This is a genomic window from Novosphingobium sp. ZW T3_23, assembly GCF_044987305.1.
Lineage (GTDB): Bacteria > Pseudomonadota > Alphaproteobacteria > Sphingomonadales > Sphingomonadaceae > Novosphingobium.
Genome location: NZ_JBJDRF010000005.1, coordinates 79,098 through 101,320 on the forward strand (window position 1 = coordinate 79,098; position 22,223 = coordinate 101,320).

A 22,223-nucleotide genomic window follows, 5' to 3' on the forward strand; every position below is an offset into this window, starting at 1 on the left:
TCCCGGCCATGCTCAGGAGCGGCGCGCAATTCGTGAATATGCTGCGCCGCCGCCCCCGAAAGGGTCGTCCCGAAGGACAAAGCGGCCCGCAGCATGAAGGCACGGCAGGATCATGCCGCGCCCACTTCCCAAGCGGAGAAACCCCGCTACCAGGCTCGGATCAAGCTCTAAATAGAACGATGATTCCAGTCAAGTGTCCTGCTCTGGGAACAGCGGCGCCGGAAGCCGCAAGGCAAGGACCAAGCAGATCAGCATCAACCCCTCGATCGCCGCGATGGCCGGGAAGACGGCGCCCGGATCGCCTGTCGCGGCACCGGCGAAGAAGGCCGTCCCCACCACCGCGATGCCCAGCGCCATGCCCAGTTCCTGCACCGTCTTGATCAGCCCGCTCGCCGCGCCCGCATGGCTGCGATCCACGCGCGCCAGTATCACCGGGGTCAAGGGCCCACTGGTCATGCCCATGCCCGTTCCCGCCAGCGCCAGGCAAGGCACCGCCCACCAGAACGAAACGGCGGTCTCGATCCAGGCCAGCGTCCCCCCGGCGAACAGCGCCATCAGCACGATTCCGCCGACGAGCACCCATTTGCCGTGACTCGTCACCAGCTTGCGACCGAGGAAGGCGATGCCCAGCATCACGCCGGCGCTGAAGGGAATGTGCAGCAGCCCGGTTTCCAATGGCGAAAAGCCGAGCAGCTTCTGCGCACCGAACGCGAAGACGAACAGGAACCCGCCCGTCGCCGCGCCGAAGGCCAGCGCGATGGCCAGGCCAAGCGGGAATTGCCGCTGCCGGAAGAGTTCCGGCGAGAACAGCGCCGGTGCGCCCGCCTCCGCGCGCCGGCAGGTCCGCCGCCAGGCCAGCGCCAGCAGGACCGGAGCGGCCAGCAGCAGGGCAATGTGCCAGGGCTGCCAACCAAGGTCATGCCCGCGCACTAGCGGATAGAGCAGCGCGGCCATCGATGCTGCGAACAGCAGGGTTCCCCCGCCGTCTACCCCCCGCGCCGAAGGCGAGCGCGTGGCGGGCAGCAGGCGCCAGGCCACGATCACCGCCGCCACGCCCACCGGCACATTGATCAGGAACACGCTGCGCCAGCCGAGATCGAACGGGTTCGCATGGATCAGCACGCCGCCGATGATCGGTCCGCAGATGGCCGAAAGCCCGCCGATCACGCCGACCCAGGCCAGCTTGGCGACGCGCTCCAGCGGTTCGAACAGCACCTGGATCAGCGCCATGACCTGCGGCGCCATCATCGCCCCGGCCCCGCCCTGCAACACGCGCGCGGCAATCAGCTGGTCCGGCGTGCCCGAGAGGCCGCAGAGCAGCGAGGCGAAGGTGAAACCCGACACGCCGCCGATGAACAGGCGATTGTAGCCGAAGGCATCGCCCAGCCGCCCGCCCAGCATCAGCAGAAGCGCGAAGGCCAGCGAATAGCCCGCCGCCACCCACTGCGCCTGCGCCGCCGCCGCGCCGAAATCGCGCTCGATCACCGGCAGCGCGGTATTGACGATGGTGACGTCGACGATCTCCAGCACCAGCGCCACCATCAGCGTCAGGTAGGCCAGCGACTTCTGCCGCTCGGTCAGTTTCACGGCGAGCGCCCGCGACGCCGATGCGGTCAAATCACGCCTTCCTTGAGCATCGAGACCGCCGTCGCGCAGGCACGCGCGGTGAGTGCCATGTAGGTCAGCGACGGGTTCTGGCAGGCCGAGGAACTCATCTGCGCACCATCGGTGACGAACAGGTTGGGGATGTCGTGCGCCTGGCTGTGGCGGTTGAGCACGGACGTTCCGGGATCCCACCCCATCCGCGCGCCGCCCATTTCGTGGATCGAAGTCCCGCCGTGGCCCGGCTTGTCGAAGCCCATGATGACGTGTCCGCCCGCTTCGGTGAGCATCGCCGTCGCCTCGCGGTGGGCATCGGCGAGCGCGGCCATCTCCTCCTTGCCGTGCTCGAAGGCGATCTCGAGCTGGCGCACGCCGCGCGGGTCGGTGCGCTTGCTCAGGGTCAGGCGGTTGCTTGCGCGCGGCATCGAATCCGCGAAGACGACCAGCACCATCGTCCAGGGTCCGATCTGGTGCAGCTCTTCCTTGTAGTCCTTGCCGATGCCGCCCATGCGCTTGCCGCGCGTCCAGGTGCCCTGGAGCGCGCCGCCCTGGAACGAATAGCCGCGCGTGAAGCCCTCTCCGTCCAGCGTATCGAGATTGCGGAAGCGCGGGATGACGATGCCGGTGGGCCGGTTGCCGAAGCTGGTCCGCCCTTCGAAGCCCGGCATGACCGCCATGGCCGCCATCGTATTGGCATGGTCCATGATATGCGTGCCCAGCACCCCGCTGGAATTGGCAAGACCCTGCGGCATCGCCTCATTCGCGGAATTCAGCATCAGGTGGACCGAGTTGAACGCCCCCGCATTGAGGAAGACCACGCGCGCGCGGGCCACCTTGTGCTCGCCCGTTGCGGTGTCGATCCAGCGTACGCCGGTGACGCGGCCGGTTTTCGCGTCGTAGTCCACCTTGTGAACCTGGGCATCGGTGACGACCTTGAGCCGCCCGGTCTTCTTCGCCGCCGGCAGCGTCGCCGATTGCGTCGAGAAGTAGGCGCCATAGGAACAGCCGCGCGCGCAGATGCTGCGGTATTGGCAATGGGCGCGGCCCTGCTCCGGGCGGGCTTCCGTGAGATTGGCGGTGCGGCCGATGGTCATCACCCGGTCCGGGTACTTTGCCCGGATCCGCTCGCGAGCAGCCTGCTCGACGCAGTTCAGTTCCATCGGCGGCAGGAAGCGCCCGTCCGGAAGCTGCGCCAGCCCCTCCGCCGCGCCCGAGACGCCGACGAATTCCTCCACCTTGTCATACCAGGGCGCAAGGTCGGCATAGCGGATCGGCCAGTCGGTGCCGAAGCCGTCGCGCCTGTTGGCATCGAAATCGTAGTCCGACCAGCGATAGCACTGCCGTCCCCAGGTCAGCGAGCGCCCGCCCAACTGGTAGGAACGGAACCAGTCGAAATCCTTGCCCGGCGCCTTCTGATAGGGCTGATCGGCATCGTTGACGAAGTGGCCTTCGGTGAATTCGTTGAAATGCCGGTTGAGCATCTGCACCGGGTATTCCCGCGCATATAGCTCGGCATCGCCTTGCCCGCGGAACGGCATTTCCCACGGTGCCTTGAGTTCGGTGTCGTAGCCGGTCTGGTGCTCGATATTGCGGCCGCGCTCGATCATGAGCACGGTCAGCCCCGCCTCGGTCAGTTCCTTGGCCGCCCAGCCGCCGGTGATGCCGGAGCCGACGACGATCGCGTCGAATTGCGTGTTATTGGTCATTGTCAGCCGAAATCCACTGCGGTCCAGTCGCTGGAAAATGCGCGCATCTCCGGCGTCATCGGGATGTCCCATTCCCACTTGCCGGGGACGAGTTCGTAGCGAAGCTCCTGCGATCCGCCCGCTTCGCTGGTGTAATAGCCGGTGAGGATCAGCCCCTTCAGAGCGGTCCACGGAGAGAACGCCGCACCTTGCGCGAAAGCCTCTGCATCGAGCGCGGCCAGCAGTCGCGAGCGCTCGGCCGTGCCGTGGCGCAGGAAGTCGCCGCCTGCCGCCCGGTCGAGAGCATGCTCCAGCCACGGCAGATGGCGCAGAGATCCGTCGCGGCGGCGGAAAGGTTCAAGCGCCGCCGTGACCATGCCCGAGGCCATCGGCGCACGCGTGCCCGAAAGCCCGTGGGCAAGCGCCAGCACCACGAAATCACCAACGCCCACGTCCATCGCCCCCGGCGTGTCGGTACGCGGGATCACCAGGTCCGATACTTCGGCGATCAGCCTGCGCTGGCGGTCGCTCGGCAGTTCCGCGCTGTCGAGATCGGTAAGCCTCACCCCCGCCACCGGAATACCCAGCGCCAAAGCCAGCAGCGCCGCGCCGCCCGCGAATTCGCGGCGGTTCCAGCCTTTTCGCGCGCCGCTCATGCTCTCACCCAAGGCGCTGATCGGCCAATCGTGCGGTCCGATTCGGCGGCGATTCGGTGCATCGGGCCGATGACGGAGCACCGTCCTCCGCCTACCATGCCCCTACGCAGGCGCGCTCTATTCATGCTTCCTCTCGCCTAATTTATAATTACCGTTCTAATTTTATCGAGGCCGTTCGGTCAAGGGCTTCGATCGCATTGACCGTGATCAAAATCGTCGATAGGAAAACGCGAATAGTAATTCTAATATAGCGCCGATCAGCGGCGCGGGCGGAGAGGCATGAACCCGGTTTCCCGATTCTTCAGCAAGCTCACCATGAAGCCGCAGGGCATGACCATCGTCATCGCGGCCTTCCTTCCGATCTTCGCGATCGTCTCGATGTTCCCGATCGTCGCCTCGATGATCGCGCACTTCCAGACAGACCCGGACGCGGCGGCCAAAGTGCCGATGATGGTCACTGCGCCGGGCCTGACGATCGCGATCCTCGCCCCTTTCGCGGGCTGGTTCGTGGACAGGTTCGGCCGTCGTCGGCTGCTGCTGATCTGCACGTTCTTCTACGGATTGTTCGGCACCCTGCCCTTCTTCCTCGACGACCTGGACCAGATCTTCGCCAGCCGCTTGGCGCTGGGGGTATGCGAGGCGGGGATCCTGACCATCGTCAACACCCTGATCGGCGACTACTGGGACAACGAAAGCCGCCGGAACTGGCTGTTCCTGCAAGGGGTGATCGGCCCGTTCCTGGCTTCCGGCGTGATCCTGATGTCGGGGCTGGTGGCCTCGGTGCGCTGGAACGGCGGGTTCCTGGTCTACCTCGTCGCCTTCCCGATCTACTTCGCGATGCTGGCCTTTCTCTATGAGCCGAAGGGCCGCGCCGCGCATGACGCAGTGCCCGGAACGGACACCGCCGAGAAGGCGCCCTTCCCGATCGGCGCGGCGCTGGGCGTCGGCGCGCTGACGCTGTTCTCGGCCGCGCAATACTACGTGTTCATCGTCAATGGCAGCATCGCCTTCGGAGAAGTGGGCGTCACTGATCCGGCCGCCGTGGCCAAGATGAGCTTCCTGCCAAGCCTTTTCGTCATCTTCGGGGCACTGCTGTTCCGCACCCTTTCCGGACGCTCGAACGGCGTGCAGCTGGGCGCCTTTCTCGCCATTCTCGGCACCGGGCTTGCGGTGATCGGCCTCGCCCGCAATCCCGGCGAGATGATCGTCGGCCTTGCGATCCAGCAAACCGGCGCGGGCATGGCCGTGCCCTCGCTGATCGCCTGGGCCCAGACCAAGTTTCCCTTCGAGCATCGCGGCCGTGGCATGGGCATCTGGACGGGATCGTTCTTCTTCGGCCAGTTCATATCGCCCATCCTCGTCCACCAGGCGAGCGGCGCGACCGGCTCCATGCAGGGCGCCTTCGTCGCCGCGGGCGTGGTGTCGCTGGTGGTCGCCATCGGAGCGCTGGGCATGGGCGTTACGCGCGGCAGGACGCCGCTCACGGCCTGACAGACGCTTCGTCGCACAAGAAAAGGCCCGCCGGGATCGCTCCCGGCGGGCCTTTTCTTTTGTTCTCAACCTGCCGCGCTTCAAGCGAGCGCGGCTATCTCCAGTTCGACGCATAGTCCTTCATCCTCGCAGTGCCTCGCGAGGCGCAGCGAGAGACGCTCCGCGACCGGCTGCCAGCCCTGGCTTTCGTCGCTCCAGCGCTGAAGTGCGCGCGGTTCCAGCGGCACCGCCACGCGGCGGCTCTCCCCGGCGGCCAGTTCGACGCGGACGAAGCCCACCAGCGCGGACTCCGGAGCGTCGCGGTAGACCTGCACGACATCGCTGCCCGCGCGGTCCGATAGGTTGGTGACGGTAAGCTGAGGCACCCCGTCCTCCACATCGGCGTCGGACCAGGCGAAACGGGCATAGCCCATGCCCGATCCAAACGGATGGCGCGCTTTCCTGCCTGCGGCGAGAAGACCGCGATAGCCCGGCAGGACCCCTTTCGAATAGGTCAGCGTGCCATCGGCGGCAGGCTGGAGTGCGAAAGCAGGGTAGTCCGCCTCGTCGGCCGCGATCGTCACCGGCAGTCGCCCGCCCGGCTCCCGCGCGCCCGAAAGCACGTCCGCCAGCGCGCGGGCAAAGCCCTCGCCCGGATACCACACTGAAAGCAGCGCCGCTGCCTTGTGGTCCCAGCTGCTGTCGAAGGCGTGGCCGACATTGACGATCACCGCCGTGCGCGGATTCGCCGCCGTCACCGCGTCGATCAGGCGAAGCTGCTCGGCCGGCAGCAGGGTATCGGGACGGTCCTTGCTCTCTACACTCGAGTCCGACGTCTCGCCCACGATCAGGAACACCGCATCTGCTCCGCGCGCGGCATCGACGGCGGCTTGCAGCATCTCCTCGGCGCTGCCGGGACCGCGCAGACCGTACCAGAGGCCCTGTACGCGCCCGCCGGTCCACGAGAACTCGATCGCAATCGTCACCTCCTGCCCCTCGGCGAGGTCGATGCCGATGCAGTCGGAATCGCCGCGCTTCAGCACGCCCATCACGTCGCTCGCCGGGATCTCTCCGCCGGCGCGCAGAACCTCCTCGCCATCGACGAGAATGCGCGCCGCGCCGGTCGATCCCAGATGCAGCACATGGGTGCCGCCGCGCGTGGCGGTGTAGCGGCCGCTGGCGCGGACCGAGCCCGGCTCGCCGAACCGGGCCTGCTCGTGGACCCCGACGAACCAGACCAGCGAATTGGTGTCGCGCGTTTCTCGGGAGAGCACATCGCCCGTGCAGCCCGGCGCGGCGAAATATTCCAGCGTCATCCCGCGCCCGCAACCGTCGCCGATGTCGAACGCCGGAGCGACGCTCATGTTCGGCAGGTTCGGCTGCGGATCGACGCCCGGTTCGAACAGGATCTCGCAGGAAGTGCCATAAGTGCGGCGCAAGGCCTCGACCGGCGTCGGCGCATCGGGCGAGATCGAGATCTTGGCGAATGTACCGCCCTGGAAACACGGCGCCCAGGCATTGGGTCCGATCACCGCCAGCCTCTTCACCGATCCCGGCGCCAGCGGCAGCATCTGGCCTTCGTTGCGCAGCAGAGTGAACCCGGCAGCGGCAGCCTCGACCAGCAAGGCCTCGGCCTCGGCGGCAGGCATCGGCGGCGCCTTGTCGGCAGTAACCCGCCGCGCAACGGAGGCGACGCGCGAGGCCGCATCCTCGATACGGGCCGGATCGACGGCCCCGGCGGAAACCGCCGCTGCCAGCTTCTCGCCCATGAACCGCGCCGGCCCCGGCATTTCCAGATCGAGCCCGGCATTGATGGTGCCTTCGCTGGAATGGGTGCCGAACCAGTCGCTCATGATCAGGCCATCGAAACCCCATTCGCGCTTCACCACGTCGGTCAGGACATGGCCCTGCTCCGAGCACCAGGCGCCGTTGACCTTGTTGTAGGCCGCCAGCAGGCCCACGCAGCCCGCCTCCACCGCGTATTGAAACGGCAGCAGGTAGACTTCGCGCAAGGTGCGCTCGTCCAGGCGCACATCCACTTCGTCCCGCGCGGTTTCGCTGTCATTGCAGACCAGGTGCTTGGCGACCGAGCCAGTGCCGGTCGCTTGCAGGCCCAGGACCCATTCCGCGCCGAGCACGCCGGTCAGCACCGGATCTTCGGAGAAATACTCGAAGGCCCGGCCCGCCAGCGGGCTGCGCGCGAGGTTGAGATTGGGCGCCAGCACCGCATCCACGCCGCGCGCCACGGCCTCGCTGCCGACCAGGGCGCCGATACGGCGGTTGAGGTCGCGGTCCCAGGTCGCGCCCAGCAGCGTCGAGCAGGGGCTGAGCAAGGCGATGTCGCGCTCATCCACTTTGCCGCTGGCAATGCCCAGTGGGCCATCGGACATCGTGAAAGACGGGATCCCCGCCTCCGGCACTGCCAGCGTGGACCACATCGCCGCACCTGCGGTGAGCGCGCAGGCTTCTTCGAACGTGGGGCCGCTCACGCTGCGACCTCCATGCGGAAGCCCATGATCTGCTCGGCCTGCGCGCGCACGGCGCGGGCGATGCTTTCGTCCGCCAGCGAACCGTCCGGCGCGAAGGGCTTCTGCTCCACCGAGTTGACGGCAACGCCCACCGGCGTCGGCCAGCCGCGCATGGCATGAACCACGTCGCGCATGGCCGAGAGCGTGGTGCCGCAAGCCTGCCAGCCCGCCGCCGTGACGACGAGCCCGACCGGACGACCGTCGAAGTAGACGCGCGCATCGCTGCGCAAGTCTTCCAGCAGGTCGACGGCGTTCTTGACGAGGCCGGAATAACCGCCGTGATAGCCGGGGCTGCCGATCACGATGCCGTCCGCGCCGCGCACCGCCTCGACCAGCGCCTGCTCATCCGGCGTGCGATCCGGCTTTTCCGGGTTGAAATGCGGCAGGCCGGCAAGCGCCGGCCCGTCGAACATCACGGTTTCGGCGCCCAGTGCCGCACATTCGGCCAGCACGGCGCGCACAATCCGCTCGCTGGAAGACGCCTGGCGGAAAGTGCCGCCAAGCCCCACGATCCGCCGGGGCGCGGCGGGCGAATTCACGGTCATCGCATTCTCCTCAAGCAACGCGGCCTTCTATGGCACCGCGCCGTCATGTCAGTTCAGTCTCAGGCCGGAACCGCCGCCTTGAAAGCCGGCATGACCTTTTCCGCCATCAGCCGCAGCGTCTGGTCGCCATAGGCGAGGCGCTGCTCGGTCAGCGGGCCGGTGGTGGTGCCGCAGAGCACGTTGCCGATGCCCAGTTCGGCATAGGGCGCCAAATGCTCGGCCACCGTTTCGGGCGAGCCGTAGAGGCACCAGGTACCGATCCAGTCGTCGCTCAGGGCATCCGGCGTGCGGTCGGTCTTCCGGTTGGCATCGTCGCTTTCGGCGCGGGCGTTGAACTCGGCCTCGCGCTCGATCGCGTCCTGGTAGCTGCGCAGGATCACTTCCAGTTCCTCGCGCGCCTGGTCGTCGCTCTCCGCGACATGGACGACCTGGTAGGTATGCGTCGTCCAGTCGAGCGCGGCCTGCACCACCTCGTCCGAGTGCCCGGCTTCGAGCAGGAAGCCCTTGTAGATGTCGAACCACTTCTTGACATGGAGGAACGGTTCGGTGCCGCCGATCCTGGGGGGCGTAAAAGCGGGGATGAACGCCGGCCAGCCGTTCTCGGCCGCGCGGCGCGAACTGGCTTCCTTCATGGCCACCGGCATCAGCCGGGCATGACCCGGCGTATAGGGTGCCGGGGTGATGCGCTGGAGCACGCGGCCCTTGTACGGCCCGTTGTCGATCACGACCGCCGGGTCGTCCATCCGCTTGGCCCAGAGCTGCTCTGCCAGCGCCAGGTTGTTCTCCGCGATCGCGCCGGCATCCCTGTAGTCCACCGCGAAGCCGATCATCTCCTCGGGCGTGGTGCCCGAGCCCACGCCGACCAGCAGCTTGCCGTCGGTGAGCTGGTCCAGGATGTTGATCCGCTCCGCAAAGCGCACCGGGTGGTGCAACGGCACCGAGACCACCGAGAAGCCGAAATGCATCTGCGGCATCTGCGCGGCGAGGTAGCCGGCGAAGATGAAGCTGTCGCTGGCCACCGGCATATAGCCGTTGAAGTGGTGGTCCGGCAGGAAGATCGCATCATAGTCGAGACCGGCGGCGAGCTTCGCGTGCGCCTCCAGATCCTTCATCAGTTTGCGGTCCTGATCGGGGCCGAGCGAACGGGCGTTCAGAAATACGGAAAAGCGCATGTACCCTCCCAAGGAAACATCGCGGCAATGATATGCCGTTAAATTAGAATTGACGTTCTGATTTCGATAATGTGTTTATGGCAGTCATGTCAACTCGTCCAAAGCCACGCGCCTCCGAAAAAAAACTGGCCGTCGAAACCGTCAGCCGCACACCCCAGCAGGGGCGAAGCAAGGCGTCGCTGGAACGGATGCTGGTCGCTGCCGAAAAGCTGATGCTCGAACGCGGGAGCGAGGAGTTCACGCTCCAGGACGTGAGCCAGAACGGCAATGTCTCGATCGGGTCGATCTACTTGCGCTTCAAGAGCAAGGAGAACCTCGTTCGCGCGGTGATCGCCAGCCACCTCGAACGCATGGCTGCGGACGAGGACGCGATGATGGCCACCGTGCGGGCCGAATCGACCTCGCTCGACACTTTCGTGCCCCGCTATGTCCAGGCCTTCGCCGAAGTCCTGCGCGAACATGCCCCGCTGCTGCGCCTGAGCATGCAGCGCGCCGCCTTCGACCCGCTCGTCTCCGAGCCCGGCAAGCAAAGCGCCAACCGCGCCGCGACGCTGGGCATCACGGCCATGCTGGAATATCGCGCAGCGTTCGGGGGCGAGGACCACGAGGCCAAGGCCAACGCTGCCTATCAGATCATCTTCGCCACCCTGGCCCGCCAGCTGAGCCTCGGCTCCACGGCGGAATCCGCCTATTCGCATGACTGGAAAGAGCTGAACCGCGAACTCGGCAAGATGTGCCTGGCCTATCTGAAGGCCGACGTCTGAGAAATCCTCGCGGAATGCGCTGAACTTCTCCGAAAAAAGGGGCGCGGCAGCGATGCCGCGCCCCTTGCAGTTTACCGCAGGCCCAAGGAGGAGAAACGCGGGCCTGCGATGACACTCTCGACGCGTCAGAAACTGACGCTGGCACGCACACCGTAAGTGCGCGGCGGCTGGAACTGGTAGCTGTTGATGAACGAGTTGAAGTTCTGCTGCGCATAGGCGAGCACGTTCTTGTCGAAGATGTTGCGCACGTAGGCCTGCACCTTCCACCCGCCGACATCCGGTTCGTAACCGAGCGAAGCATTCGCCAGGAAGAACGAGGCGGTGGAAACATCTTCCAGGTTGAAGACCGAGAAGTAATATTTGGACGAATACTTCCCGTCGACATGCGCGGTGATCTTGCCGGAAGACAGCGGCACGTCCTGGTCCAGCGACGCGGTGACCGTGAAGCTGGGCGAGTTCGGCAGGCGATTGCCGCTGATGTCCTGCGGATTGCCGTCACCGTCGTTGACGGAGATACCGCTGCCGAACTTGGTGTGCAGGTAAGCCCCATTGATGCCCACGCGGGTGTGTTCGCCCAGCAGCGCCTTCACTTCACCCTCCACGCCGAAGATCTTCGCGCTGCCGACGTTGAAGATGCCGCTGAGGGTTTCGTTGCTGTCCGGGTAGGCCTGCGCCGTCTGCGAGGCCTGGTAGCCGCGATAGTTCGAGTAGAACGCGCTGGCATTGATCTGGAGCGAGTTGCCCAGCAGCGAGTTCTTGGTGCCGATTTCGAAAGCATCGAGCTGTTCCGCGTCATAGGGCACGGTGGCGGCGCTGCCGTTCGAGTTGAAGCCGCCCGACTTGTAGCCGCGATCGTACTTCGCATAGATCAGCGTGTCGGGCCGAGGCCGGAAGTTCAGGCCCGCATGCCAGGTCGGCTGGCTGTCCTTCAGACTGCCGTTGCCCGGCGTGGTGATCAGCGGCGCGGTGATGAACGGGTTCACCAGCGCGGCCAGATTGAGCACGGCCTGGCCGGTGCGCCGCTTTTCGTCCCAGGTGTAACGACCGCCCAGGCTGATTTCGAGCGTGTCGGTCAGGTCGTACTCCACCTGCCCGAACACAGCCTGCGACAGCGTCTTGATCTTGTAGTCGAACTTCAGCGAATAGCGGTCGGGCTGGCCGAGCGCCTCCAGCGGGCCGCCGGTCGCGAAGTCTCCGGTGGCATCGTTGTTGTAGATGCCCGAATCGACGGTGTTGTTTTCCTCGAACCGGAAGTAGCCGGCCTGGAAGAACAGCTTCGAAGCCGAGTCATTGGCTACGCGGAACTCATGGTTCCAGGTCTTCGGGGTTTCGTGCTGGCGGAACTGACGGGTGGCGTAAGGATAGGCCGGGCCGGTCGCGTCCAGCACGTTGCGCCAGTTCTGCCTGTCATACCCGCCGGCATAAGTGAAGCTGAGGTTCGAGTCCGTGGCGTAGGAAAGCTCCCAGCGGACCCGGTCGCCTTCCAGCTTCGTCATGATCGGAGTGCTGCTGGTGAACTGCGGATTCTTGAGATCCGGCTTGGGCCCGCCGAGCGTGCTGTTCAGCACGGCATCGCCGTTCACGTCGCGGGAATCGTGCTGGTACGAAACCCAGGCAGAGAGGCCGCCCGACTGGTAGAGCGCCTGAATACGGCCCGAAGCAAAGTTCTCGTCGTCACCCTCGCGCGAGGGACCGGCGATCTTGCGGTAGCCGTCATGCGTGATCATCGTGCCCGAGGCGCGGATCGCGAAAGTATCGGTCAGTGCGAGGTTGGCGCCCATCTCGCCGTTCAGCGTGCCGTAGTTGCCCACTTCCGCCGAGGCGTAGCCGCCGTTCTTGAACTGCGGCCGATTGGTGATGATGCTGACGAGGCCGCCGGTCGAATTACGGCCGTTCAGGGTGCCCTGCGGCCCCTTCAGCACTTCGATGCGGGCGAGGTCGTACATGGAGGCGTTAATCGCGAAGGGACGGTTGGTGTAGAACCCGTCGCGGGCGATCGGCACCGAAGGGTCGCCGATTTCGGTCACGTCCGTCGAGGCGATGCCGCGCACCGCGACGAAGGCCGCGCCGCCCGAAGGCGAGATGTTCACGCTGGGATCGATCAGCGACAGATCGCGCACCGACGAGATGCCGGCATCACGCAGGGCATCGCCCGAATAGACGTTCAGCGCGGTCGGCGTGTCCTGGGCATCCGAGGCGGTGCGGTTGGCCGTGACGATGATGTCGCCCAGACCGGTGCCCTGGTTCTGGCCGAGATTTTGAGCTGCGGCGTCTTCCGCGACTTGCGGCGAAGCCTGCGCGTGGGCGGCCATCGGAACGGCCATTGCGGACGTCGAAAGGAGCACGAATGCCAGTCTCATCAATCTCTCCCATGTCGGCGCCACCTTGCGAAAGCGCGCCTTTATAAAACCGGAATGTTTATTCTAATTACGATGCGAATCGATGACCGTCAAGCCGATAGAACGGCTGTTCTCGCCGGAGTGCATCGATTGGATGCCCGCTTGCGCCAGCGCTACGCAACGCGTTGTTATGCCGCCGAAAAGCGTCGAAAAGGAGCCTGCGACATTGCCGCAGCGTCCGGCGGCTCTATATCTGCAACCCACGCAATGCATTTGCATGAAGAGGATTTGAACCATGACCATCGCCGTTGGTGACAAGCTGCCCGACATCAAGCTGATCAAGGTCGGCGCAGACGGCCCCGAGCCGGTTCAGAGCGCCGAATACTTTGCGGGCCGCAAGGTCGCGCTGTTCTCGGTTCCCGGCGCCTTCACGCCCACCTGCTCGGCCAAGCACCTGCCGGGCTTCGTCGACAAGGCCGCCGATCTCAAGGCAAAGGGCGTCGATGAAATCGCCTGCACCGCCGTCAACGACGCCTTCGTGATGGGCGCCTGGGGCAAGGCCTCCGGCTCGAACGATGTCACCATGCTGTCGGACGGCAACGGCGACTTCGTGAAGGCGCTGGATCTGGTGATGGACGGCACCGGCTTCGGCATGGGCCATCGCGGCAAGCGCTTTTCCATGGTCGTGAACGATGGCGTGGTCGAACAGATCAACGTCGAAGCACCCGGTGCGTTCGAAGTCAGCTCCGCCGATCACATGCTCGGCCAGCTCTGAGAACATCCCTTCGCAAGGGTTTAGAGAGGCGGCCTCCTGTGAGGGGGGCCGCCTTTTGCCTGCCCCCCTCCTCGGCCGCTTACATCGACGGGGCGTTGGCTGCCCGCTGACGGCATGCCATGCCTTGCAGCGCCCGGACCCGGCCGTTAGCCTCCCGCCAAACGAGGAGTTATCATGGCACGTTCGGTTATCGTCACCGGTGGTTTCGGCATTCTCGGCGCGGCCGTGGCCGCCGCCTTCGCCAAGGCAGGGGACAAGGTCGCCCGCATAGACTACGCGGCAGCGGCGAAAGACCCGCTCGCGGGCGCGGTCGACATCGGCGGTGTCGATCTCACCGACGAGGCCGCCACGCGCGCTGCACTGGACCGGGTTGCGGCAGAACATGGCGGCATCGACGTGCTGGTCAATGTGGCGGGCGGCTTCACCTGGGAGACGCTGGAAGACGGCTCGTTGGCAAGCTGGGCGCGCATGCAGGCGATGAACCTGACGACGGCGGCAACGATCACCCAGCTCGCCCTGCCCCGGCTCAAACAGTCCTCGGCGGGCCGCATCGTCAACATTGGCGCGGGCGCGGCGATCAAGGCTGGCATGGGCATGGGCGCCTATGCCGCCTCGAAGTCCGGCGTCCATCGCCTGACGGAAGCTCTGGCGGAGGAACTTGCCGGCACCGGAGTCACCGTCAACGCCGTGCTGCCCAGCATCATCGACACGCCCACAAACCGCGCCGACATGCCCGACGCCGACTTCTCAAGCTGGGTTCAACCCCAGGCGATCGCGGACGTCATCAGCTTCCTCGCCTCGGACGCGGCGCGGGCCGTTACCGGAGCGCTGATCCCGGTCACGCGCGGCGGCTGAAATGGCTGGTGTTGAGTCGGCTGATAGAGGGACTCAGCCGCGCTCGCCGAACAGGCGGCAGGCCACCGCATCGAGCCGCGCGACCAGTGCAGGGTCGCGCGCTTCGGGCGCGGTGATCAGCGCATGGTCCAGCGCCCTGTCGATCGGGCTGGGCGCTCGCTCCGCCGGAAGGCTTGCCGCCAGGTGCCGCAGGGAATCGCGCGCAATGCGGGCATTGGCATGCATGACTTCAAGGACGTGGCTCACTTCGACGCCGGCCTCTTCCTCGCGCCAGCAATCGTAATCGGTGACCATGCCCAGCATCGCATAGGGAAGCTCGGCCTCCCGTGCCAGACGCGCTTCGGGCATGCCGGTCATGCCGATCACGTCCGCGCCCCAGGCGCGGTACATGCGGCTTTCTGCCCGCGTGGAGAACTGCGGCCCTTCCATCGCGAGATAGCAGCCGCCGCCATGCACCGTGGCCCCCGCCGCTTCCGCTGCCGCGCCGACCATCCCAGAAAGGCGCGGACATGTCGGGTCGGCCAGGCTGACGTGCGCCACCAGCCCGGTGCCGAAGAAGCTGCCTGCGCGGCCCTGCGTGCGGTCGATGAACTGGTCCACCATGACCATCTGCCCCGGCACCATCTCTTCGCGCAGCGAGCCGATGGCCGAAAGCGCCACGAGGTCCGTCACCCCGCAGCGCTTCAGCACGTCGATATTGGCGCGGTAGTTCACCGCCGATGGCGGGATCGCATGCCCGGCCCCATGCCGGGCGAGAAAAGTGAAGCGCACGCCGTCAAGCCAGCCGGTCCTTACCGGGCCGGAGGGCGCGCCGAATGGGCTGGAGACGGCGATTTCCTGTGCTTCTTCCAGCTCGATGCCGGCGGCCAGACCCGAACCGCCGATAACGCCGATGTGCCAGAAGCTGCTTTTTTCAGCGCGCAAGAATACCTGCCATGATGATGTCTATCGTGTGTTCGCGATAGCGGTCGCGCAGTTCCTCGGTCAATGTGTCCTGGTCGAAGCAGTGCTTCAGCACCAGCCGCGCCGAGAAGAACCGGTCCACCGCGCCGGTGACGGTGAAGTAGAACAGCTGCGGATCGATCTCGCGAAAGACGCCTGCCCGCACGCCATTGCCGATCAGTTGCTCATAGGCGCGGTAGATGGGCGAGAGATAGCTGTCGGCGATGCGCCGCGCCTCCGCATCGTCGCTCTCGCGCACCATGCGCATGGTCAGGCGGTTGAGGTAGGGCACCTCGTAAAAGGTATCGACGACTTTCCAGAGGTGGCGCCGCAGCTTCGCCTCGGGCGACCAGCCGTCCTTCTCGACGAGCGCGTCCACGCTGGTGACGATGGCCTGCCAGTCGCGGTCGAGCAGCGCCTTCAGCAGGCCCGCCTTGTTGCCGAAATAGTATTTAACCAGAGCCGAATTGAGCCCCGAACGAAGCGACAGCTCCGACAGCGAGATATCGATCACATCTCCGTCGCGCATGATGGCGCTGGCCGTTTCCAGCAGTTGCGCCCGCGCGCCGGGCGGGGCGCCCGCCGGGCTGCCCGCTGCCACTATGCCGTTCCCGGCCGGAAGATTGCCTTGCGCCATCGTTCTGCGGACCGCGAACCTTACTTCGGGCCCATGCGGATCGCGCCGTCGAGCCGGACGGATTCGCCGTTGAGATAATCATGCTCCAGCATGAAAAGCGCCAGATCGGCATATTCCTCGGGCTTGCCGAGGCGCTTGGGGAACGGCACCGCTGCCGCCAGCGCATCCTGCACCTGCTGGGGCATGCCTGCCATCATCGGCGTCTCGAAAATGCCCGGCAGGATCGTGTTGACGCGGATGCCTTCACCCATCAGATCGCGCGCCAGCGGCAGGGTCATGGCCAGGACGCCGCCCTTGGAGGCCGCATAGGCCGCCTGACCGATCTGCCCATCCTGCGCCGCCACCGAGGCGGTATTGACGATGGCGCCGCGCTGGCCCGCCGCGTCCAGCGGATCGAGCGTTGCCATTCCCGCCGCCGCCCTGCTGACGCAGCGGAAAGTGCCGACGAGATTGATGGCGATCGCCTTTTCGAACAGTCCCATGTCGTGCGCGCGCGGCGCGCCGGTCTCGCGGTTGCGGCCGACGGTCTTGGCGGCCGGAGCGATCCCGGCGCAATTCACCAGAATGCGTTCCTGGCCGTGCGCGGCGCGGGCTTTCGCGAAGCCCGCATCGACACTGGCATCGTCGGTGACGTTGACTTCGCAGAACACGCCGCCGATCTCGGCCGCCACGGCTTCTCCCGCCTCTACGTTCAGGTCGAACACCGCGACTTTCACGCCCTGCGCTGCCAAAGCGCGCGCGGTGGCCGCGCCAAGCCCCGAAGCCGCGCCGGTGACGACTGCGGCAAGGCTGCTGTCCAGTTTCATGCGATTCCCCTTCCTGCTCGCGAGAAAGCCGACCGGACGGCGGCCCAGCCAGTCTGCACGGTGATTTAATCAACCGGTTAAGCAGCTCCGGCGGGGAGGTCAATCTCGCAGAGCGAAATCACGCCCCGGCGTGTTTACTTGCGCGCGCAGGAGTCGTCAGCTTGCGCGAAGAGGATAAGCCCTCTCCCGCCCGCGACGAACCGAACCTTTCCCGGAAGGGCGGGAATCAGCCGACCGGATCCATGCCGCGCTGGATCTGCGAGCGCTCGATATTGGAGCGATCGCCACGACGTTGTTCGGCCCACTCGCTCTTGGTCATGCAGATTTTCTTGGCGCGCAGGCGCGAACCGATCTCCGTCACCCGCTCGCAGACGATCGGGTCGTTCTTGTCGATCTCGCTCTTGGCGACATCGGCCTTTCCGGGGGCAGCCGGCGCAACGGGCGCCGTCTGCGGCGCGGGATCGCCGGCCAGAACGGGCGCGGCCGCCAGAACGCCGGCGCCCATGCCCAGGACGGCGGCAAGTTTCGTCATGATATGCATCGTGCAAACTCCGTGGCACGGGGATTATGTTTTCGTGCCGAAAAGACTGGATGGAACGAAGGTAAATCGGGACGGATCGCAGTTCAAGTACGCGCGATATCGAAGGCGATCGTCAGCCGCTCGCCCGCCGCGAAGGGCCGCGTTCCGTGCCACATCCACGAGGGAAACAGCACGAGGCGGGCCGGGCGAGGCTCCACCGACAGGCGCGGCGCGAGATCGCCCAGGCCTGCCGGTGCGCCGCCGAGGTCCAGCCACCCCTCGCCGGGCGAAAGTCCTTTGGGAATAGCCAGATAGAGCGCGGAACTGATCCAGCCCTGCGGATGGTGATGCGCGGCGTGGAAGCCCGCGCCGGCCAGCCGCACCGACCAGCTTCCCGCAAACCTCGGCCGTTCGGCACTACGGAGGCCCAGCATCGGATGCGTCGGATCCGGCTGCGGCAATCCGGCTGCGAAGCCCGCCACTTCACGGCGCAGCACCTCGCGAACCCGCGCGATCTCGGGTTCGCATCGGCCCAGCAGGGCGCCATCGGTCTGCGTTCCGCCCCGCACCGACTGGTCCAGAAACCGCCCTGACCGCGCATGGAGATCGCGCAGCAGTGGGACGAGCGCGGCCAATCCGATCTCTGCCGGATCGAGATCGATCACCCTCACCAGACCGTCCTGACCGTCCAGCCAGTCTGCTCGCGGATCGCCGCCGAGCCGCCAGGCCAGCGCGGCATATGGCCAGATCGCCTCCGCCCCGGGCCCCGCCAGCCAGGGCTCGATCTCGGCGATCGCCCCGGCCACCTCGCCAATGCGCAGAAGATGGCGAAGGCGCCAAATCGCGTGCCCCTGGTCTTTCGCGGCGCCGAGCCCTTCGAAAGCGGCTGCGGCTTCCTCCAGGCGACCAAGTTCATCGAGGGCGGCGGCGCGGGAAAGCAGGAAGGAATGCTGCGGCCCGTGCGCGGCGATGGCGCGATCGGCCACCATCAACGCTTCCGCGTAGCGTTCGCCTGACAGCAGCAGCTCGATCGCAAGCGCCCGCAAGGCCTCGCTCTGCGGAAAGCGCTGCAAGGCCGCCTCGATACTGGCGAGCGCGCGTTGCGGCTGGCCGGTCATCACGGCAAGCTGGGCGAACTGACGATGCCCCTCCGTCCATCCGGGATTGGCGCCGAGCATCGCCTCCACTTCACCCAGCCCCCGCGCGCCTTCGCCCTCGGCAAGGCGCGCAGAAGCCAGACCGAGGCGAATTTCGCCCTTTGCCGGGGCCAGCCGGATCGCCTGTTCGAACAGCCGGGCCGATGGCCTGCCGGCTTCCAGCGAGACATGCGCGAGGGCGTGGACTACCCCGGCATCGTCCGGCGCCAGACGCATGGCCGCTTCCAGCGCGGCAATGGCGCCTTCGCGCCGGTCAAGCGCGCGGCGCAGCATCGCCGTCCAGTGCAAGAGGACGACGTTGGCCGGATTGGGCGCCGTCTGGCGCGCCAGCCAGGCCGTCAGCCGCGCTTCCGCCTGTTCTTCCTCGCCCCGAGACAGCGCCTGCTCGGCCAGCTCCGCCAGGGCTTGTCGTTCATCGCGTGCCATCGCCCCTCTCACAGGCCACCAGCGCCCTGCCCTGCACCATGGCCCGCGGCGGCGATCGTAGCGGCCACAGCCGTACGCTCGCTTGCGGTCAGGCCGGGATGCCAGACATCGAAAATGAACACGACGCGCAGCAGGTCCGTGGGGTTCATCGCTTCATGCTCGATGGTATCGTCGAAAGCGAAAGCCTCTCCCTCTCGCCATTCGCGTGTCTCCGCGCCGACGCGAAACCAGCATCCCGGCGGCACTGCAAGAGGCAGGTGGCAGACCAGCCGCGTGTTATCGACACCGACATGCGGGGGAATCGCGGTGTGCGGCGCCAGGAGCGAGAACATCGCATTGGGCGAAGCGCCCGGCACGCGCGGCTGCGGCAGGCGCGAGAGGATCTCCATGGTGCGCGGCGCCTGCGCGGCATTGACGGGGACTTCGACCCCTTGCTTCAGCAGGTGTATGGCGCTCCAGTCCCTGCTCCTGTTGAGCGGCCGCCATTGCGCGAGGTTTTCGTGATCCGCGTACTGGATATAGGGCTCCAATTCCGCGCGTTCCGACTGGACGAGCGCCAGCATTTCGGCACGGATGTCCTCGAAACCGGCCTCCACTTCGGCCAGCCAGGGCGTTGCATGGCGCGGATGGAACTCGCGCTCGACCAGACCGGGATAATGAAAATGCGTGGGTTCGCTGTGGTAGACCCGTGTCTTGCGCAGGATATTGTCGCGGAAGCGGGCCAATCGCCAGGCAAGGTCGGCTTCGCGCTCGACCGGGCTTTCCGGAAGCCGTTCCACCGAGCCCGCAGCGTCGTTCCCGGCACTACCGGCCGCCGCTTGCGCGACCTGCTCCAACCGCTGTTCCTGCCGGTCCAGCCAGTCGGCATGGAACGCCCGGCCCGCCGAAACCGCCGCTTCGAGCGGCGGCGGCAGAGGGCCTTGCGGGGTCTGCGCCAGAGCCTCTCCCCAGGCCGCGCCGGCCCCGGCATCACCGCTTCTTTCCAGCAGGCCCGCGCGCATGACCAGCGCCATGAAGTCCAGCGGCGCCAGTTCCAGCGCGCGGTGCACCGCCGCCAACGCCTGCTGCGGCTGCCGCAAGGCACGACGCAGACCCGCGAGCTTGAGCCACTGGGCCACGCCAGCCGCGCCATCCATGCCAGGCCCGGCATCTGGCCCGGCCGCTGCCAGCAGCGTCTCCAGCGTCTGCGCCGCGCCGGCCAGATTTCCGGCCGCCGTCAGCCGGTCAACTTCAACGAACGTCGAAACTCCTGAGTTCATGGCCCCCCCGAGCGCTATCAGACCGGATCGACCACGACGCCCGGCGTGCCATCCCACGCCGGAACCCTGTCATCGTCGAGCGAATAACCGAAGCGATCTACCCAGGGCCGCAAAATCTCCAGCACCGGTTCGAGATGCTTCTCGTAGCGGCGCCAGCGCCCTGCGGATCGGGTATAGACTGCCTCGGTAACCTGGGCGTAGCTGGCCGTCCGCACCACGCCCCGCGCCCGGGCTGCCTCGCGATGGTCGAACGCGCTGCCGTTCCACGGCAGGCCGAGCCAGTCGAACAGAGGCGCCAGTTCCCGCGACTGATCCGCCACCAGACGTTCGTAAACAACGGTGCGAACGGGAAGATCGAACACTTCCCTTGCCTGCTCCCAGTAGGAGAACGTCAGGTCGTAGAAGCGGGCCGCCGTTTCCAGGTCCAGGAAGTTGCTCATGGCGTTGTTGGGACGAAAATTGGTAATGAAGCAGCTCAGGACGACATCGCAGGGATGCCGCAGCGCCAACACGAACTTGGCCTCGGGAAACAGCCGGCGGATGACCGGAACCTTGTTGAGATGCAGCGGATGCTTGTCGATCACCATGGTCCCCGAAGCGAGCCCGCCATGCTTCGAAACTTTCTCGAAGTATCGCGCGCGTGCTGCGAGCAGAGCCTTCGCGTCTAGGTCTGAAAGAGCCTTTACCCCGCCCAGTTCCGCCTCGATCTCCCCAACGAAGGGTTCTTCCTCAAGTACCAGGGTGTTGGGGGCGGTCATCAGCATCGTATCGAGGAGCGTCGTTCCCGAGCGCGGAAAACCGAGCAGAATGACCGGTGCAGCCCGATCTTCCGGCGGGCTGCCGGTCCAGCCGGCCAGCCATTGCGGCGTAACAAGCGCCTTGTCCCTGGCGAGATCGGCGCGAAAACGCTCCGCCCGCTCGCCGGGACGCGACGGCTCTTTCAGATGGCTGGCGTTCATTTCCGCAAACTCGCCGAACGCCTCGTCGTAACGGGCCATGCGATCGAGCATGATGCCGCGCAGCTGGTGACAGCGGTTATCGAGGACGACCTCCCCCGCGCGCTCCAACGCGTCGAACGCCTCCTCGAACGCATCGGCACGCTTGAAACGCAAGGCATCGACATAAGCGATCGATGCGGCATCGGCGCCGTTGGCCATGGCACGCTCACGCAGGGGTTCAAGCTCCGCCTCGCGATTGCTGCGCTCGTAGACCGCAGCGAGCCCGACGAAGGAAGGGCCAAGCGCAGGCTCGATCGCCAGTGCTGCCTCGAACCGGCTTTCGGCAATGTCATAGTCATTGCGGCGCGCGGCTTCCTGGCCGTAGTCCGACTGCAATCCCGCATTTTCAGGCGCACGGCGCGCAGCCTCCGCGATCGCCTCGTACTGGCGATCATCCATGCCGTTCTCGCCGTAGAACGTCGCCAGCGTCCGCATGGGAACATGGTCGTCAGGGTAATCGCGAGCAGCCTCGCGCAGGATACGCTCGCCTTCCTCGACACGCGCCGCTTTCAGCAACGCGGTGCCGAGATTGACGCGGATCGGCGGCGAATCCGGCATAAGCGTCATCGCTCGCTGCAACAGTTCCACGCCCTCCGCGCGCCTTCCCGCCTCGCTCAGGAGATTGCCCAGGTTATTGAGAACCGACCAGTCGTCCGGCTGCTGCGCCAACACATGCCGGTAGAGACTGGAAGCCAGTTCGACATCGCCAGCCTCTTGCGCAAGGTGGGCTCCCAGGCGCGCCAGTTTCAAGCTCGGCTCCGCCATGGCTGAAGCCTTATCACAAAGCGCCAGCGCCTGCTCGGCACGCCCGGTGTGAAAATAGGATTCGGCCAGGTTGGTGCGCACCACCAGATCCTGCGGCCGCAAGGCGTGAGCGCGCTCCAGGTAGACCGCGGCTTCCGCGAAACTTCCCCGATGAACCTCGACCGCCCCCCCCAAGGCGGCAAGAACGGGATCCTCGGGATCGACTGCAACGGCTTCGGCTACCGCCGACGAGGCTTCATCGAGCCGCCCCATCCGCGCCAGACCGGCTATGCGGCGAAGCTCGTCCGAAGGCGTGGCACTGCTGGTCATGCGAGATATGTTC

18 protein-coding genes are annotated in these 22,223 nt (G+C 66.2%); 4 read left to right on the plus strand and 14 right to left on the minus strand.

Going from position 1 to position 22,223, the window contains the following annotated elements:
• Window positions 1–189 precede the first annotated feature (189 nt).
• The 3 genes from ACI3K3_RS04785 to ACI3K3_RS04795 are packed head-to-tail and all read right to left on the minus strand — an operon-like array spanning window position 190 to window position 3,943.
• Window positions 190–1,617 carry an MFS transporter gene (locus ACI3K3_RS04785; protein ID WP_404912480.1) on the minus strand — a complete coding sequence of 476 codons (1,428 nt, stop codon included), beginning with the start codon at window positions 1,615–1,617 and terminating at the stop codon, window positions 190–192.
• Entirely contained in the window at window positions 1,614–3,308 is a 1,695-nt protein-coding gene (locus tag ACI3K3_RS04790) for a GMC oxidoreductase (protein WP_404912481.1), read from the minus strand. Before ACI3K3_RS04790 ends, ACI3K3_RS04785 begins: the two co-directional genes overlap by 4 nt.
• A 2-nt stretch (window positions 3,309–3,310) precedes the next feature.
• Window positions 3,311–3,943, minus strand: coding sequence for a gluconate 2-dehydrogenase subunit 3 family protein (locus ACI3K3_RS04795; protein ID WP_404912482.1), 633 nt, complete (start codon window positions 3,941–3,943; stop codon window positions 3,311–3,313).
• Between the two features lie 279 nt (window positions 3,944–4,222).
• On the opposite strand from ACI3K3_RS04795, the gene ACI3K3_RS04800 reads away from it, so the two are divergent.
• A complete protein-coding gene (locus ACI3K3_RS04800) occupies window positions 4,223–5,434 on the plus strand; it encodes an MFS transporter (RefSeq protein ID WP_404912483.1) in 1,212 nt (403 codons plus the stop codon).
• 80 nt (window positions 5,435–5,514) lie between these two features.
• Here ACI3K3_RS04800 and ACI3K3_RS04805 read toward each other — a convergent pair whose 3' ends face one another.
• Genes ACI3K3_RS04805 through ACI3K3_RS04815 form a run of 3 tightly spaced genes read right to left on the minus strand, consistent with a single transcriptional unit; the run spans window position 5,515 to window position 9,658 of the window.
• Entirely contained in the window at window positions 5,515–7,902 is a 2,388-nt protein-coding gene (locus tag ACI3K3_RS04805) for a glycoside hydrolase family 3 protein (RefSeq protein WP_404912484.1), read from the minus strand.
• Complete coding sequence (locus ACI3K3_RS04810) at window positions 7,899–8,486, minus strand: NADPH-dependent FMN reductase (protein ID WP_404912485.1); 588 nt, start codon at window positions 8,484–8,486, stop codon at window positions 7,899–7,901. Before ACI3K3_RS04810 ends, ACI3K3_RS04805 begins: the two co-directional genes overlap by 4 nt.
• Before the next feature lie 59 nt (window positions 8,487–8,545).
• Window positions 8,546–9,658, minus strand: a complete 1,113-nt coding sequence (locus ACI3K3_RS04815) for an LLM class flavin-dependent oxidoreductase (protein WP_404912486.1) — start codon at window positions 9,656–9,658, stop codon at window positions 8,546–8,548.
• An 86-nt stretch (window positions 9,659–9,744) separates the two neighbouring features.
• Between ACI3K3_RS04815 and ACI3K3_RS04820 the strand changes: the two genes are divergently transcribed.
• Window positions 9,745–10,422: a TetR/AcrR family transcriptional regulator gene (locus ACI3K3_RS04820; protein ID WP_404912487.1), complete on the plus strand. Its 678-nt coding sequence runs from the start codon at window positions 9,745–9,747 to the stop codon at window positions 10,420–10,422.
• Window positions 10,423–10,547: 125 nt separating this feature from the next.
• Here ACI3K3_RS04820 and ACI3K3_RS04825 read toward each other — a convergent pair whose 3' ends face one another.
• Window positions 10,548–12,782 carry a TonB-dependent receptor gene (locus ACI3K3_RS04825; RefSeq protein WP_404912488.1) on the minus strand — a complete coding sequence of 745 codons (2,235 nt, stop codon included), beginning with the start codon at window positions 12,780–12,782 and terminating at the stop codon, window positions 10,548–10,550.
• Window positions 12,783–13,056: 274 nt separating this feature from the next.
• On the opposite strand from ACI3K3_RS04825, the gene ACI3K3_RS04830 reads away from it, so the two are divergent.
• On the plus strand, window positions 13,057–13,536 hold the full coding sequence (locus tag ACI3K3_RS04830) for a peroxiredoxin (RefSeq protein ID WP_404912489.1): 480 nt from the start codon (window positions 13,057–13,059) through the stop codon (window positions 13,534–13,536).
• A gap of 174 nt (window positions 13,537–13,710) precedes the next feature.
• A complete protein-coding gene (locus ACI3K3_RS04835; protein WP_404912490.1) occupies window positions 13,711–14,391 on the plus strand; it encodes an SDR family NAD(P)-dependent oxidoreductase in 681 nt (226 codons plus the stop codon).
• Between the two features lie 33 nt (window positions 14,392–14,424).
• Here the strand turns inward: ACI3K3_RS04835 and mtnP are convergent, their stop codons facing one another.
• The 7 genes from mtnP to ACI3K3_RS04870 form a co-directional block, all read right to left on the minus strand.
• Complete coding sequence (gene mtnP, locus ACI3K3_RS04840; RefSeq protein WP_404912491.1) at window positions 14,425–15,315, minus strand: S-methyl-5'-thioadenosine phosphorylase; 891 nt, start codon at window positions 15,313–15,315, stop codon at window positions 14,425–14,427.
• Entirely contained in the window at window positions 15,305–15,970 is a 666-nt protein-coding gene (locus tag ACI3K3_RS04845; protein ID WP_404912492.1) for a TetR family transcriptional regulator, read from the minus strand. Before ACI3K3_RS04845 ends, mtnP begins: the two co-directional genes overlap by 11 nt.
• Window positions 15,971–15,990: 20 nt before the next feature.
• Entirely contained in the window at window positions 15,991–16,776 is a 786-nt protein-coding gene (locus ACI3K3_RS04850) for an SDR family oxidoreductase (protein WP_313441890.1), read from the minus strand.
• A gap of 226 nt (window positions 16,777–17,002) precedes the next feature.
• Window positions 17,003–17,308 (minus strand): hypothetical protein, encoded by a 306-nt coding sequence (locus tag ACI3K3_RS04855; protein WP_404912493.1) that lies wholly within the window; start codon window positions 17,306–17,308, stop codon window positions 17,003–17,005.
• A 92-nt stretch (window positions 17,309–17,400) separates the two neighbouring features.
• Window positions 17,401–18,879: a 2OG-Fe(II) oxygenase family protein gene (locus ACI3K3_RS04860; protein ID WP_404912494.1), complete on the minus strand. Its 1,479-nt coding sequence runs from the start codon at window positions 18,877–18,879 to the stop codon at window positions 17,401–17,403.
• 8 nt (window positions 18,880–18,887) lie between these two features.
• Complete coding sequence (locus tag ACI3K3_RS04865) at window positions 18,888–20,138, minus strand: aspartyl/asparaginyl beta-hydroxylase domain-containing protein (protein ID WP_404912495.1); 1,251 nt, start codon at window positions 20,136–20,138, stop codon at window positions 18,888–18,890.
• Between the two features lie 17 nt (window positions 20,139–20,155).
• The gene (locus ACI3K3_RS04870) at window positions 20,156–22,210 is read right to left on the minus strand and encodes a sulfotransferase (protein ID WP_404912496.1); all 2,055 of its coding nucleotides are present in this window, start codon (window positions 22,208–22,210) and stop codon (window positions 20,156–20,158) included.
• Between the last annotated feature and the right edge of the window lie 13 nt (window positions 22,211–22,223).

What these genes read in the sequence shown, in the direction of transcription:
- ACI3K3_RS04870 (WP_404912496.1), bottom strand. Translation starts at nt 22,210, where the DNA reads ATGACCAGCAGTGCCACGCCTTCGGACGAGCTTCGCCGCATAGCCGGT.
- ACI3K3_RS04865 (WP_404912495.1), bottom strand. Translation starts at nt 20,138, where the DNA reads ATGAACTCAGGAGTTTCGACGTTCGTTGAAGTTGACCGGCTGACGGCG.
- ACI3K3_RS04850 (WP_313441890.1), bottom strand. Translation starts at nt 16,776, where the DNA reads ATGAAACTGGACAGCAGCCTTGCCGCAGTCGTCACCGGCGCGGCTTCG.
- ACI3K3_RS04855 (WP_404912493.1), bottom strand. Translation starts at nt 17,308, where the DNA reads ATGACGAAACTTGCCGCCGTCCTGGGCATGGGCGCCGGCGTTCTGGCG.
- ACI3K3_RS04800 (WP_404912483.1), top strand. Translation starts at nt 4,223, where the DNA reads ATGAACCCGGTTTCCCGATTCTTCAGCAAGCTCACCATGAAGCCGCAG.
- ACI3K3_RS04860 (WP_404912494.1), bottom strand. Translation starts at nt 18,879, where the DNA reads ATGGCACGCGATGAACGACAAGCCCTGGCGGAGCTGGCCGAGCAGGCG.
- ACI3K3_RS04845 (WP_404912492.1), bottom strand. Translation starts at nt 15,970, where the DNA reads ATGGCGCAAGGCAATCTTCCGGCCGGGAACGGCATAGTGGCAGCGGGC.
- ACI3K3_RS04810 (WP_404912485.1), bottom strand. Translation starts at nt 8,486, where the DNA reads ATGACCGTGAATTCGCCCGCCGCGCCCCGGCGGATCGTGGGGCTTGGC.
- ACI3K3_RS04795 (WP_404912482.1), bottom strand. Translation starts at nt 3,943, where the DNA reads ATGAGCGGCGCGCGAAAAGGCTGGAACCGCCGCGAATTCGCGGGCGGC.
- ACI3K3_RS04820 (WP_404912487.1), top strand. Translation starts at nt 9,745, where the DNA reads ATGTCAACTCGTCCAAAGCCACGCGCCTCCGAAAAAAAACTGGCCGTC.
- ACI3K3_RS04835 (WP_404912490.1), top strand. Translation starts at nt 13,711, where the DNA reads ATGGCACGTTCGGTTATCGTCACCGGTGGTTTCGGCATTCTCGGCGCG.
- ACI3K3_RS04790 (WP_404912481.1), bottom strand. Translation starts at nt 3,308, where the DNA reads ATGACCAATAACACGCAATTCGACGCGATCGTCGTCGGCTCCGGCATC.
- ACI3K3_RS04825 (WP_404912488.1), bottom strand. Translation starts at nt 12,782, where the DNA reads ATGAGACTGGCATTCGTGCTCCTTTCGACGTCCGCAATGGCCGTTCCG.
- ACI3K3_RS04815 (WP_404912486.1), bottom strand. Translation starts at nt 9,658, where the DNA reads ATGCGCTTTTCCGTATTTCTGAACGCCCGTTCGCTCGGCCCCGATCAG.
- ACI3K3_RS04830 (WP_404912489.1), top strand. Translation starts at nt 13,057, where the DNA reads ATGACCATCGCCGTTGGTGACAAGCTGCCCGACATCAAGCTGATCAAG.